Source organism: Streptomyces sp. NPDC002125, assembly GCF_053593715.1.
In genome coordinates this window covers 22,363-35,944 of record NZ_JBSFDD010000002.1, presented here as the reverse complement: position 1 = coordinate 35,944, position 13,582 = coordinate 22,363, and the positions used below count along the sequence as shown (strand labels likewise).

Sequence of the window (13,582 nt, the reverse complement as noted above, 5' to 3'; positions counted from 1 at the left end):
GCCCCGTACGGGTGACTCCGGTGCTCAGTTCGCACGCACGGGGAAGACCCGCCGCACCACGCGCTCGGCCGCGCGCCCGTCGTCGTACGGGCAGAAGCGGGCGCGGAACGCGACGCGCAGCGCTTCCGCCTCCGGCGCCCTCCACGCGCCGCTCGTCAGCACCTCGCGCAGCCCGTCCTCCGTGGTCGCGACCGCCCCCGGGGTGTCGCCCGGGGCACCGGACAGCAGGTCGATGTAGGTGCCGCGGGCCGCGCGGTAGGCGTCCCAGTCGGGTGCGTAGGTGATCACCGGACGGTCCAGACAGGCGTAGTCGAACACCAGGGAGGAGTAGTCGGTGATCAACGCGTCCGAGGCCAGGCAGAGTTCCTCGGTGCTCGGGTGCCCGGTGACGTCGAGGACCCGGTCCCCCGCCGCCGTCCCGGACGTACGCCCGTAGAAGTAGTGCGCCCGCACCAGCAGCACCCAGCCGGGGCCCAGCGCGTCGGCGAGGCCCTCCAGGTCGAGCCGGGGGAGGAAGCCCGTGCGGTAGTCGCGGTGGGTCGGGGCGTACAGCAGGACGGTGCTGCCGGGCGCGATGCCGAGCTCCGCCCTGATCTTTTCCGACCGCTCCGGGGTGGCGGCGCACAGGACGTCGTTGCGCGGGTAGCCGTAGGGCAGGTGCTCGTACGAGGACGGGTAGACCCGGTCCCAGATCTCGGTGCTGTGCGGGTTGGAGGAGAGGCTGAAGTCCCACTGGTCGGTGTGGGCCACGATCCGCTCGAAGCTGACGCCGCCCGTGAGCGCGGGGTAGGGGAGCTGGTCCAGACCCATGGTCTTCAGCGGGGTCCCGTGATGGGTCTGGAGGTAGATCTGGCCGGGCCGCTTCGTGAAGCCCCCGGGGAAGCTGGAGTTGTTGACGAGATACGTCGCCGTGGCCATGGTCCGCCAGTAGGCGCGGGAGCCCTCGATGACGTACGGCACACCCGGCGGCATCCGGTCGCGGTGGCGGGAGGACACGACCCAGACCCCGCGGATGTACGGGACGAGTTCACGGGCCTTGGCGTAGACGGCGGCGGGGTTGCAGGCGACACCGCGGTTCCAGTAGGCGCCGTAGACCGCGAGGCAGGGGTCCAGCGGCCGGTGCAGATCCGCGCGGTAGACCGCCTTCATCACGCGGGCGCGCAGCGACTTCCGGCCCGCGCGCACGGCGCTCCGCGCCCGGGTGCGCACGGCGCGGACGGCCTCGCGGGCGCGATGGGCGAGGTAGCTGCCGGGCAGCCCCGCGGCGCGGAAGAAGGCGGCGCGGTCCCCCGGGGCGATCCGCCCGGGGTCGTCGAGGACGGCCGTCAGATGCGCGGTGCGGGCGGCGGGGACGCGTGGGTCCCCGCCCGTCTCGTCGGCCAGCCGTTCGTACGCGCCGATGACGGCGAAGTGCGCGCGGCCCGGAGCGGGGGCGGAGGGGCCGGCGCGGCGCAGCCGGTGGCGGACGCAGATCCGGTCGAGGGTTTCGAGCGTGCCCGCGTCCGCCGCGAGGAACAGGGCGCGGTGGACGGGCACGACGTCGTCGTACGGGCCCTCGGTGAAGCGGAGGGCGTGGGCCTCCAGGAAGGCCCTGCGCAGGACCTGGTTCCGGGCGTCGGGGAGCGCGTCGCCCGGCCGGGTGCCGCCCCAGTGGTCGGTGCTGTCGTGGCCCAGGCGCAGCACGTCGGGGCGGCCGGTCCTCAGCCGCGCGGCGATCTCCCCGGCCGCGCCCGGCAGGAGCAGGTCGTCCCCGTCGAGGAAGAGCAGATATGTCCCCCGCGCCGTCGCGGCGCCGGCGTCGCGGGCGGCGCCCCTGTCCCAGGGCCGGTCGAGGAGAAGTACCCGCACCCGGGGGTCGCGCGCCTCGAACTCCCGCGCGATGCCGAGGTCCACGCCGCCATCGGCCGGGGCGACGGCGATCACCTCGAAGTCGCGCGCCGCCGGCTGCCCGGTCACGGACTCCAGGGCCGCCCGCAGATACCCCTGAACGCGGTGGACGGTCATGACGACACTGAGGAGCATGGCAGCCGAGCGTAATGCGCGGTGCGTGGACTCCCCCAGGTTCCTTCACCCGTTCGGGTCAACGGCGTGACCCGGGGCGCTCCCCCGGGTTGAGCCGTACATGAAGCCACGCCTCAGCGTCGTCGTCCCCGTGCACAACGTAGAGGACTACCTTCAGGAGTGCCTCGGCTCGCTGGCCGGCCAGTCCCTGAGGGACATCGAGGTGGTGCTCGTCGACGACGGGTCGACGGACCGGAGCGGCGCGATCGCGGCGGACTTCGCCGCCCGGGACGACCGCTTCCGCTGCGTCCGCCAACCCAACGCGGGCCTCAGCGCGGCCCGCAACACGGGGGTCGCCCACACCACCCCGGGCGTTCCCTATCTGGCGTTCGCCGACAGCGACGACCTGGTCGTCCCCGACGCGTACGAACGGATGGTGGCCTCGCTGGAGTCGACCGGCTCGGACCTGGTCACGGGCAATGTGTGGCGGCTGAACGACCAGGGAAGGCAGCAGGCCTGGCAGTACCGCTGGCTGACGGCCGACCGCCCGCGCACCCACATCACCAGGGACACCGGGCTGCTGGCCGACCGTGTCGCCTGGAACAAGGTGTTCCGGCGCTCGTTCTGGGACCGGCACGCCTTCGCCTTCCCGGTGGGCAAGCTCTACGAGGACACCCCCGTGATGATCCCGGCGCACTACCTCGCCGGATCGGTCGACGTGCTGCACCGGCACGTCTACCACTGGCGGGTGCGGGAGGGCTCGATCACCCGCCGGCGCACGGACGTCCGGGGCGTACGGGACCGGATCGCGGCCTGCGAGCAGGTCAGCGCGTTCCTCGCGGACCGCGACCCCGCGCAGCGGCTGCGCTACGACGCCTCGTGCCTGCGCGACGACTTCGTGTACTTCCTGGAGGGGCTGCCGATGGGCGGCCCCGCCTACCGCTCGGCGTTCATGGAGGACGCGGGCGCCTTCCTCGACCGGGCGGGCGACGCCGCTCTGGCCGGGCTGCCCGCCGAGGCGCGCATCCGGTGGCGGCTGGTGCGGGAGCGCAGGCTCGACGATCTGCTGGCTGTCCTTGAGTTCGAACGGGCCAACGGCACGGGGACGTTCGCCGTCGAGGGCGTGCCGGGGCGGCGGCGCGCGGCGCACCCCGGGGCACTGGCGGGCCGGGGCGTCCCGGCGCGGCTCGGCCGGGGCGATCTCCCGGCGGTGGCGCGGCTGGTGGAGTCGTCCTGGGGCGAGGACGGCCTGCTGCGGCTGCGTGGGTACGCGTACATCCGCAACCTCCCGGCAGCCACGGCCCGGCAGTCGCTGAAGGCGGGCCTCGTGCGGGAGGCGACGAGCGGGCGGACGCGGGCCGTGCGGGTCCGCACGGTCCGGTCGGACCGCGCCACCGCCGACTCCGGCCAGGAGCTGCACTGTTACGACCACGCGGGCTTCGAGGCGGTCCTCGACCCCCGCCGCCTGGGGCCGGGCGACTGGCTGGTGGGCGTGGTGGTGGCCGGGCACGGCGTCGTACGGCGGGCGGCCCTCCGGGCGGTGGAGGCGGCGGTAGCGCACCCGCTGGTCCATGACCTGGGCGGCGGGCTGCGCGCGGTGCTCGGCTACCGGGACGGGCGGCTCGAACTGGCGGTGACGCGGCTGCCCGCGCTGGCCGTCGCCCACGACAGCGGGAGCGGCGACCTGGAGCTGACCGGCGAGCTGTACGGGACCACGCGGCCCACGGACCTGGTGCTGACCCGCGAGGGGGCCGCGGAGCGCGTCTGCCCGGTGCGGGTGACGGACGGGGGCGGATTCACCGCCCGGATTCCGCTGCCGGCTCTGGTGACGTCGTCTCCGGTGGCGTCGTCTTCGGCGGCCGGGCCCGTGGAGGCCGGGGGGCCGCCCGTGGAGCCCGGGGTGCCGCCCGTGGAGCCCGGGGTGCCGCCCGTGGAGCCCGGTGATGCGGCCGGCCTCGCCCGGGGGCGCTGGCGGGCCGCGCTCCGGACGGCCGACGGCACCCGCGTGCCGCTCGCCGCGGGCCCGGACCTGCCGCCGCCGGTGTTCGCGGACCCGGAGGGCCTTCTGGTGGTGGACGTGACCGGCGACCCGCTCCTGACGGGCGCGGGGCCCGCGCCGGACGGCGGGCTCCGCATCGAGGTCGGGGGTGGCGGCGCCCCCGGGGGCACGACCCGGCCGGGAGCCGCGCCCGGGACGGACGACGGTCCCGGCCCCGGCGGCGCCCCCGGGGCCGGCGCGCTCGTCCTGCGGCACAGCGCCCTGGGCGAGACGGTGACCGTCCCCGTCGTACACGAGGGGCAGGGCCGCCTCGCCGCCCTGCTCGCCCAGCCGCCGCGTGAGGGCGACTGGGAGGTGCTCCTCGACGGCAGGCCCGTGCGCGTGGGTGCCGCGCTCGCCGCACGGCTGCCGGTGGGCGCCGCCGGAGCGCGCTTCCGGCTGGACCGCCGCCACGGCGACCGGCTGACCGTGCGGTGCGCTCCGGCGCTCGGGGACGCCGAACGGAGCGCGTACCGGCAGGCCCGGCTGCGGACGGAGCACTACCCGGCGCAGCGCGCGCTCCCCCTGCGGAACACCGTGCTCTACACCGGGGAGGGCTCCTCGCGCGCCGTGCACGCCGAGCTCGTGCGCCGGAGCACCGATGTCGAGCACCTCTGGGTCACCGACGGATCGGCGGGGGCCGCGGCCCGGGTCCCGCCGACGGCCGTACCCGTCGTGGAGGGCGGCACCGCCTGGTACGAGGCGCTGGCGCGGTCCCGCCGGATCGTCGCGGGCGGTCCGCTGCCCGCCTGGTTCGAGCGCCGCCAGGACCAGACGGTGGTGCGGACCTGGCCCGGTGTCCCGCTCGGCCGCTTCGGCCTGGACCTCTCGGGCAGCCTGTACGCCGACCACCAGCACCTCGCCGGGCTCGCGCACCGCTCCGCCCAGTGGTCGGTCCTGGTCTCCCCGAGCGGCTTCGCCACCCCGCACCTCCGCCGCGCCCTGGGCTACGGCGGCGAGGTGCTGGAGGCGGGCTCCCCCGCCGTCGACCTGCTGTGCGCACCGGGCGGGGAGAAGACGGCCGAGCGGGTCCGCCGGAGGCTGGGTGTCCCCGAGGGGCACCGCGTGGTGCTGTACGCGCCGACGTACCGCGACCATCTCGCGCACCCGCCGGGCAGCGTGCCCACCGGTTCGGCGCCGCTGTACCGCTGGGATCCCGCGCTCGATCCGGCCGCGCTGGCGCACGCCCTCGACGGGCGCACCACGGTGCTGGTCCGCAGGCACCCCCGGGTGACGGGCAGTGTGCCGGCGCACCCCGCCCTGCGCGACGTGTCCGGGCACCCGGACGCGGCCGAACTGCTGCTGATCGCCGACGTGCTGGTCACCGACTACTCGGGGCTGGCGTTCGACTTCGCGCACACGGGTCGCCCGATGCTCTTCCACACCTACGACCTGGAGCACTACAGGGACACCGTGCGCGGCTTCTGCCTGGACTTCGAGACCCGCGCCCCCGGCCCCCTGCTCGTCACCACCGAGGAGGTGGCCGAGGCGCTGCGGACCCTGCCCGGGTCGGCGGCGGCGCACGCGGAGGCGTACGAGAGCTTCCGCCGCGACCACTGCGGCCCGGCCGACGGCATGGCGGCCCGCCGCGTCGCGGACCGGCTCCTCGACGAGGCCCGGGGCCTCCGCGGGACGGCGCCCCTCAGACCTTGAGCGCCCGGACCGCCGAGGCCGCGAGGTCGTCCAGATACCCCTTCGGCAGATCGCCCCGGACCACGACCAGGCGCCAGTACAGCGGGCCGACGATCAGATCCAGCGCCCGGTCGGGGTCGCTGCCCTCGGGCAGCTCGCCCCGCTCCACCGCCGCCCGTACGAGCACGGCGGCCACACCCTGCTGCTGGTCGAGCAGCGCCGCCTTGATGGCGTCGGAGATCTCAGGGTTGCGGGCCGCCTCGACGAGCAGGTCCGGGATCACCTGCGAGGCCACGGGGTGGCGCAGGGCGTACGAGGCCAGTTCGAGCACGGCGCGCACATCCCCGTACAGCGAACCCGTCGCGGGCGCCGGCATGCCCTGGGCGGCCACCGCGGCGACCAGGTCCAGGACGAGATGGAGCTTGGACTTCCAGCGGCGGTAGACGGCGGTCTTGCCCACCCCCGCCCGCCGGGCGATGCCCTCGATCGACATCCGCGCGAATCCCACGGCGGCCAGCTCCTCGAAGACGGCGCCGCGGATCGCGTCGGTCACGTCCTCGCGCAGCACCGCGGCACCTGCCGGGGTGCGGCGCCCGGTTCGCCGTTCGGTGGTCATGGCCCGAATGATAGACCGTAACGACGAAACGGTTGCGTTGCGACGCACAAACGTCCTAGTCTCAGCGTTGCGACGATACGGTGCCGTCCCATCGGGCCCTGGTTCGTCCGCCCTGTTCCCCCCGCCCCCGTCGAAAGCGATCGTGGTGAGCCAGACAGCAGCCCCGCCGGCCCCGGTGGACCCCGCGCCCTCCGCCCTCCTCCCCGTGTACGAACCCGGCGAGCTGGCCGCACTCGCGGCGAAGCACGGGCTGACCGTCAGCGGGGCCCGGCCGACCCTCGGGGCGTACGTCCGGCAGCTCTGGGGGCGCAGGCACTTCATCACCGCCTTCGCCACGGCCAAGCTGACCGCGCAGTACAGCCAGGCGAAGCTGGGCCAGATCTGGCAGATCATGACCCCGCTGCTCAACGCGACGGTCTACTACTTCATCTTCGGCGTCCTGATGAACACCAAGCACGGAGTCCCCGACTACGTGCCCTTCCTCGTCACCGGCGTCTTCATCTGGACCTTCACCGCCAGCTCGATCACCGCCGGCACCCGGGCCATCAGCGGCAACACCGGACTCGTCCGGGCCCTGCACTTCCCCCGCGCGTCCCTGCCGATCGCCCTGGCGCTCCAGCAGCTCCAGCAGCTGCTGTTCTCGCTGGGCGCGCTCTTCATGATCCTGCTGGTCTTCGGCCAGTACCCGCGGCCGTCGTGGCTGCTGGCGATCCCGGCGCTCGCCCTGCAGGCGCTGTTCAACACGGGCGTCTCCATGGTCATGGCCCGGTTGGCCGCCAAGACCCCCGACATCGCCCAGCTGACGCCCTTCATCCTGCGCACCTGGATGTACGCCTCGGGCGTCATGTGGAGCCTGGACACCCTGCTCACCGCCGACCGGGTGCCGCGCCTCGCCCTGCTGGCGCTGGAGTGCAACCCGGCCGCCGTCTACATCGACCTGATGCGCTACGCCCTGATCGACAGCTTCACCGGCGCGCAGCTGCCCCCGCACGTGTGGGCCATCGCGGCGGGCTGGGCGCTGCTCTGCGGCATCGGCGGCTTCGTCTACTTCTGGAAGGCCGAGGAGAGGTACGGACGTGGCTGACACCCTCGATTCCCGTGTGCCCACCGTCGTCGTCGACGACGTCCACATCACCTACACGGTCAACGGCGCCCGTACCGGCAGGGGGAGCGCCACCTCCGCCCTGAACCGGATCGTCTCGCGCCGGGAGCCGCGGGGCGCACGCCAGGTGCACGCCGTGAAGGGCGTCAGCTTCGCCGCGTACAAGGGCGAGGCCATCGGCCTGATCGGCTCCAACGGTTCCGGGAAGTCCACGCTCCTCAAGGCGATCGCGGGCCTGCTGCCCCCGTCGAAGGGCCGGGTCCACACCCAGGGCCAGCCCTCGCTCCTCGGCGTGAACGCGGCCCTGATGAGCGACCTGACCGGTGAGCGCAACGTCGTGCTCGGCGGCCTGGCCATGGGCATGACCCGCGAGCAGATCCGCGAGCGCTACCAGGACATCGTCGACTTCTCCGGCATCAACGAGAAGGGCGACTTCATCACCCTGCCGATGCGCACCTACTCCTCCGGCATGGGGGCCAGGCTGCGTTTCTCCATCGCGGCGGCCAAGAGCCATGACGTCCTGCTGATCGACGAGGCCCTGTCCACCGGCGACGCGAAGTTCCAGCGGCGCAGCAAGGACCGGATCATGGAGCTCCGCCAGGAGGCCGGCACGGTCTTCCTGGTCAGCCACAGCAACAGGTCGATCACCGAGACCTGCGACCGGGCGATCTGGCTCGAAGCGGGCACGCTGCGGATGGACGGGCCCGCCAAGGAGGTCGTGGCGGCGTACGAGGAGTTCACCGGGCCCGTGAAGCCCAGGAAGGCCAAGAAGTGAACCCGGGACTGTCCTGAAAGCCGTGAAAGCCGTCCGCCGGACGGGCCGAGGAGGCCCGTCCGGCGGACGGCTTTCCGTCGCGGCCCGCTCGGCCGCTCCGGGTCAGGCGTGCGTACGCAGCAGCGTCCGCATGGTCCTCATGGCCACCGACAGGTTCGCCAGGTCAAAGGCCTCCGAGCTCCGGATCTCCTCCAGCGTGGCGCGCGAACGCGCCAGGATCGCCGCGTTCTTCTCCTCCCAGGCCGTGAACCGCTGCTCGGGCGTCGACGCCCCGTCGCCGACGGAGAGCACGTCCGAGGTGAGCGCCGCGTGCGCGGCGTACAGGTCCTCACGGATGGAGGCGCGGGCCATCGACTGCCAGCGGTCGGCCCGCGGCAGCTCGATGATCCGGTCCATCAGCTGGGTGATCCCCAGCCGGTCGGCGAGGTCGTAGTACACATCGGCGACGGCCAGCGGGTCCTTGTCCGTACGGTCCGCGATCGCCACGATGTCCAGCGCCGGGAAGGCCGAGGAGAATCCGGCCACCCGCACCGCCAGTTCCTCGGGGACCCCCACCGAGGTGAGCTCCTCCAGGATCGAGCGGTACCACTCGGTGTCGGCGCCCCTGAGCAGCTTGGGCAGCTCGTTCCAGACGCGTTCCACACCGTCGCGGAAGAACTCGACGGTCTCCGAGATCTCGACCGGCTGAGGCCGGTTGCCGAGCAGCCAGCGCGAACCGCGCTCGACGAGCCGGCGCGAGTGCAGCCTGATGCGGGTCAGCACATCGGCGGCGACCTTGTTGTCGAGCGCCTCCACGGCGTCCCACACCGCCGACAGGCCGAAGATCTCACGGGCGGCGAACTGGGCCCGCACGATCTCCTCCAGCGACGCCCCCGTCTCCTCGCGCAGCCGGTGCAGGAACGTCGAACCACCGGTGTTCACCGTGTCGTTGACCAGCACCGTCGTGATGATCTCGCGGCGCAGCGCATGCCCGTCGACGGCCTCGGGGAACCGCTCGCTCAGCTGCTTGGGGAAGTAGGCGTGCACCAGCTTCTGCAGATGCGCGTCGTCCGGCAGGCTGGTGGAGATCAGCTCGTCGGCCGCCGTGATCTTGGTGTACGCCAGCAGCACGGCCAGTTCGGGCTGGCTGAGGCCCCTGCCGTGGTTCAGCAGTTCACGGATCTGACGGTCGTTCGGGAGGAATTCGAGCGCCCGGTCCAGGTGCCCCTCGCGGCCGAGCCTGCGCATGAAGCGCTGGTGGGCGTGGAGGAGCGACGGCGCCTGGGCGCAGGCGTTGGCGAGCGCGACGTTCTGCGCGTAGTTGTTGCGCAGGACGAGCTGTCCGACCTCGTCGGTCATCTCCGCGAGCACCTTGTTGCGCTGCTTCACGGTCAGGTCGCCGTCCCTGACGAGACCGTTGAGCAGGATCTTGATGTTCACCTCGTGGTCGGAGGTGTCCACACCGGCGCTGTTGTCGATCGCGTCGGTGTTGATCCGGCCGCCGGCCCGGGCGAACTCGATGCGGCCCAGCTGGGTCGCCCCGAGGTTGCCGCCCTCGCCGACGACACGGGCCCGCAGGTCCGCGCCGTTGACCCGGATCGCGTCGTTGCCCTTGTCGCCGACATCGGCGTTCGACTCGGCCGACGACTTGATGTAGGTGCCGATGCCGCCGTTCCACAGGAGGTCGACCGACGCCTTGAGGATGTTCTGCATCAGCTCGGCGGGCGTCATCTTGGTGACCTTGGCGTCGATGCCGAGCGCCGCGCGGATGTGCGCGTTGACCGGGATCGACTTGGCGGAACGCGGGTGGATGCCGCCGCCCGCGGACAGCAGGTCGGTGTTGTAGTCCGCCCAGGAGCTGCGCGGCAGTTCGAACAGCCGGCGCCGCTCGGCGTACGAGGTGGCGGCGTCCGGGGTCGGGTCGATGAAGATGTGCCGGTGGTCGAAGGCCGCGACCAGCCGGATGTGCTCGGAGAGGAGCATCCCGTTGCCGAACACGTCACCCGACATGTCGCCGACGCCGACGACCGTGAAGTCCTCGGTCTGTGTGTCGTGGCCCAGCTCCCGGAAGTGCCGCTGCACGGACTCCCAGGCACCGCGGGCGGTGATGCCCATGCCCTTGTGGTCGTAGCCCGCCGAGCCGCCGGACGCGAAGGCGTCGCCGAGCCAGAAGCCGTACGCGACGGCGACGTCGTTGGCGATGTCGGAGAAGCTCGCGGTCCCCTTGTCGGCGGCGACGACGAGATACGTGTCGTCCTCGTCGTGGCGCACGACCTCCGCGGGGTGCACGACCTCGCCCGTCACCATGTTGTCGGTGATGTCGAGGAGGGCCGAGATGAAGATCTTGTAGCAGGCGATGCCCTCGGCGAGCCAGGCGTCGCGGTCCACGGCCGGGTCCGGCAGCTGCTTGGCGACGAAGCCGCCCTTGGCGCCCACCGGCACGATCACGGTGTTCTTGACCATCTGTGCCTTGACCAGGCCGAGGATCTCCGTACGGAAGTCCTCCCGCCGGTCCGACCAGCGCAGCCCGCCGCGGGCGACCTTGCCGAAGCGCAGGTGGACGCCCTCGACACGCGGCGAGTAGACCCAGATCTCGTACGCCGGGCGCGGCGCGGGGAGGTCCGGGATGGCCTGCGGGTCGAACTTCATCGAGACGTAGTTGTGCGGCTCGTGGTCGTCGGCCAGCTGGAAGTAGTTGGTCCGCAGCGTGGCCTTGATGACCGTGAGGAAGGACCGCAGGATCCGGTCCTCGTCCAGCGAGGCCACCTGGTCCAGGGCCCCTTCCAGCTCCTCCAGCAGGCCGTCGATGAGCTCCGTGCCCGCCTTCTGGCGGGCGGGGGACATCCGGGCCTCGAAGAGGGAGACCAGCAGCCGGGTGGTGTGGACGTTGTTGCGGAGGGTGTCCTCCATGTAGTCCTGGCTGAAGGTCGAACCCGCCTGGCGCAGGTACTTCGCGTAGGCGCGCAGCACCATGGCCTGGCGCCAGTCGAGCCCGGCGCCCAGGACCAGGGAGTTGAAGCCGTCGTTCTCCGCCTCACCGGTCCAGATGGCCGCGAAGGCCTCCTGGAAGCGGGCCCGCGCGTCGTCGGCGAGGTAGTCGCCGTTGCCCGTGGCCTTCTTGGGCAGACGCAGCCCGAAGTCGTAGATCCAGGCGTGGGTGCGGTCCGAGCAGCGCAGCTCGTACGGACGCTCGTCGACGACCTCGACACCGAGCCGCTGGAGCGCGGGGAGGACGGCGGAGAGCGAGACCTGCTCGCCGGTCCGGTAGATCTTGAAGCGGCGCTCGGCGGGACCCGCGCCGACCGGCTCGTACAGGCTGAGCGCGAAGTCCTCGCGCGCGCTCTTGAGCTGTTCGAGATGGACCAGGTCGGCCACGGCCGCACGCGGCGAGTGGTCGGCCTTGTAGCCCTCGGGGAAGGACTGCCCGTAGCGGCGCAGCAGTTCGGCGGCGCGCTCCTCGCCGCACTCCGCGTTCAGCGCCTCCTGGAAGCCGTCGGCCCAGGAGCGGGCGGCCTCGACCAGGCGCGCCTCGATGCGGTCGGCGTCCGCGTCGGTGAGGTGCGGGAGCTCGGTGCCCGGCGGGACCCGGACGACGAAGTGCAGCCGGGAGAGGATCGACTCCGTGTTCCAGGCGGTGAAGTCGACGCTGGTGCCGCCCAGTTCCTCCTTGAGGATGTCGATCAGCCGGAGCCGCACACCGGTGGTGTAGCGGTCGCGCGGGAGGTAGACGAGGGCGGAGTAGTAGCGCCCGTACTCGTCCTGGCGCAGGTAGAGCCGCAGCCTGCGGCGCTCCTGGAGGTACAGCACGGAGGTGACGATGGAGCGCAGCTGGTCGACGGGCGTCTGGAAGAGCTCGTCGCGCGGGTACGTCTCCAGGATCTGGAGCAGGTCGCGGCCGTCGTGGCTGTTGGGCGTGAAGCCCGCGCCCTCCAGCACCTCGGCGACCTTGCGGCGCACCACGGGCACCCGGCGCACCGACTCGGTGTACGCGGCGGACGAGAACAGCCCGAGGAAGCGCCGCTCCCCGACGACATTGCCCTTGGCGTCGAACTTCTTCACGCCGACGTAGTCGAGGTAGCTGGGGCGGTGCACGGTCGCCCTGCTGTTCGCCTTCGTCAGGACGAGGAGCTTGTGCTCCCTCGCCTTGGCCCGGGCGTCGGCGGGCAGCCGGTCGAAGGACGGGCTGACGGGGTGGGCCTCGTCCTCGCTGTGCTTGGGGTCGGAGCGCAGGATGCCGAGTCCGGTGCCGGGGACGGCGGTCAGGGCGTCGGAGTCGCGGAGCTCGTACTCGCGGTACCCGAGGAAGGTGAAGTGGTCGGCGGCGAGCCAGCGCAGCAGCTCCCGGGCCTCCTCGACCTCCTCGTCGGCGAGCTCGTCGAGCGGCTCCCCCGGAAGGTCGTCGGCGATCCGCAGGGCGGCGTCGCGCATCTTGTCCCAGTCCTCGACGGTCTCCCGTACGTCGGACAGGACGCGGAGCAGATCAGCGGTGATCTGTTTCAGATCCGCGCGGTCCGTCTCCCGGTCGATCTCGACGTGGATCCACGACTCGACGAGCGCGTCGTGCGGCAGCTCGGCACGCGTCTCCTTGCAGCCTCCGGGCCCCTTGGCGGCCTCGCGCCGGGGGCGGTCCTCGGGGAGCACCTCGATCAGCTTGCCGGTGACATCGCGGCGTACGACGACCTGCGGGTGGATCACGAGGTGGATGCCGCGGCCCTGCCGGGACAGCTCGTTGGTGACCGAGTCGACCAGGAACGGCATGTCGTCGGTGACGACCTCGACGACGGAGTGGCTGCTCGTCCAGCCGTTCTCCTCGACGGTCGGGGTGTGCACCCGGACGTTCGCGGTGCCCTGGGGGCGGCTCTCGGCGAGCCGGTAGTGCGAGGAAGCGGCACCGAAGATGTCGACCGGGTCGCGGTCGGTGACGTCCTCCGGAGCGGTGTGCAGGTAGTAGCGCTGGAGATAGGCGAGCAGCATGTCCCGGGCCGAGGGCTCACCCCGGCCGGCCTCGGTGGTCTCCGCTCCGGTACCGGTCTGCGCTTCGGCAAGGTGCACCCGGAGGCCACCTCCCGGGGCACCGGCACCACCGCCCGGACTGTTGTCAGCTACCCGGGCCGCCCGTGCGAGCAGCTCGGCCTTGGCTTCGTCCAGCTTGGTCTGCATGTCCTCTGGCTCCTGTCGCGCGCCGTTGCGTGACGTAGGTGTAAAAGGCGACGTAACGCCACGACGCGGGGTTTCCGGTCTGGATCGACGCCATGCCGCCTGGGGAGACGCCCGGGACCGCATCGGCCGTTTTCGGCAGACCGCCCGGGACACGGAGATCACGGATGGCCCGGGTGCTGTGGCACTCCGGGCGCAGGCCGGGGGCTTCGCTGCCCCCGAGGCGTATCGCGCTGATCACGGCCCCAGGCTATCCCTCTCTCACCCACAAACGTCATGAGC

General features: G+C 72.5%; 6 protein-coding genes. 3 read left to right on the top strand and 3 right to left on the bottom strand.

The window, feature by feature from the left end; genetic code table 11:
- Positions 1 to 24: 24 nt before the first annotated feature.
- Positions 25 to 2,022, bottom strand: coding sequence for a CDP-glycerol glycerophosphotransferase family protein (locus ACWCQM_RS03285; protein ID WP_450913661.1), 1,998 nt, complete (start codon positions 2,020 to 2,022; stop codon positions 25 to 27).
- A 100-nt stretch (positions 2,023 to 2,122) separates the two neighbouring features.
- Here ACWCQM_RS03285 and ACWCQM_RS03280 point away from each other — a divergent pair, with 100 nt between their 5' ends.
- On the top strand, positions 2,123 to 5,692 hold the full coding sequence (locus tag ACWCQM_RS03280; protein ID WP_450913660.1) for a bifunctional glycosyltransferase/CDP-glycerol:glycerophosphate glycerophosphotransferase: 3,570 nt from the start codon (positions 2,123 to 2,125) through the stop codon (positions 5,690 to 5,692).
- Here the strand turns inward: ACWCQM_RS03280 and ACWCQM_RS03275 are convergent.
- Positions 5,682 to 6,287, bottom strand: coding sequence for a TetR/AcrR family transcriptional regulator (locus ACWCQM_RS03275; protein ID WP_450913659.1), 606 nt, complete (start codon positions 6,285 to 6,287; stop codon positions 5,682 to 5,684). The two genes, ACWCQM_RS03280 and ACWCQM_RS03275, sit on opposite strands and share 11 nt — an antisense overlap.
- Before the next feature lie 142 nt (positions 6,288 to 6,429).
- Here ACWCQM_RS03275 and ACWCQM_RS03270 point away from each other — a divergent pair, with 142 nt between their 5' ends.
- Positions 6,430 to 7,371 (top strand): ABC transporter permease, encoded by a 942-nt coding sequence (locus ACWCQM_RS03270; RefSeq protein ID WP_450913658.1) that lies wholly within the window; start codon positions 6,430 to 6,432, stop codon positions 7,369 to 7,371.
- A complete protein-coding gene (locus tag ACWCQM_RS03265; protein ID WP_450913657.1) occupies positions 7,364 to 8,164 on the top strand; it encodes an ABC transporter ATP-binding protein in 801 nt (266 codons plus the stop codon). Before ACWCQM_RS03270 ends, ACWCQM_RS03265 begins: the two co-directional genes overlap by 8 nt.
- 102 nt (positions 8,165 to 8,266) lie before the next feature.
- Here the strand turns inward: ACWCQM_RS03265 and ACWCQM_RS03260 are convergent, their stop codons facing one another.
- Positions 8,267 to 13,303 carry an NAD-glutamate dehydrogenase gene (locus tag ACWCQM_RS03260; protein WP_450913656.1) on the bottom strand — a complete coding sequence of 1,679 codons (5,037 nt, stop codon included), beginning with the start codon at positions 13,301 to 13,303 and terminating at the stop codon, positions 8,267 to 8,269.
- Positions 13,304 to 13,582 lie beyond the last annotated feature (279 nt).

Excerpts from the sequence above, each read along its gene's own strand:
- ACWCQM_RS03285 (WP_450913661.1), bottom strand. The coding sequence starts at position 2,022 with ATGCTCCTCAGTGTCGTCATGACCGTCCACCGCGTTCAGGGGTATCTG.
- ACWCQM_RS03280 (WP_450913660.1), top strand. The coding sequence starts at position 2,123 with ATGAAGCCACGCCTCAGCGTCGTCGTCCCCGTGCACAACGTAGAGGAC.
- ACWCQM_RS03275 (WP_450913659.1), bottom strand. The coding sequence starts at position 6,287 with ATGACCACCGAACGGCGAACCGGGCGCCGCACCCCGGCAGGTGCCGCG.
- ACWCQM_RS03260 (WP_450913656.1), bottom strand. The coding sequence starts at position 13,303 with ATGCAGACCAAGCTGGACGAAGCCAAGGCCGAGCTGCTCGCACGGGCG.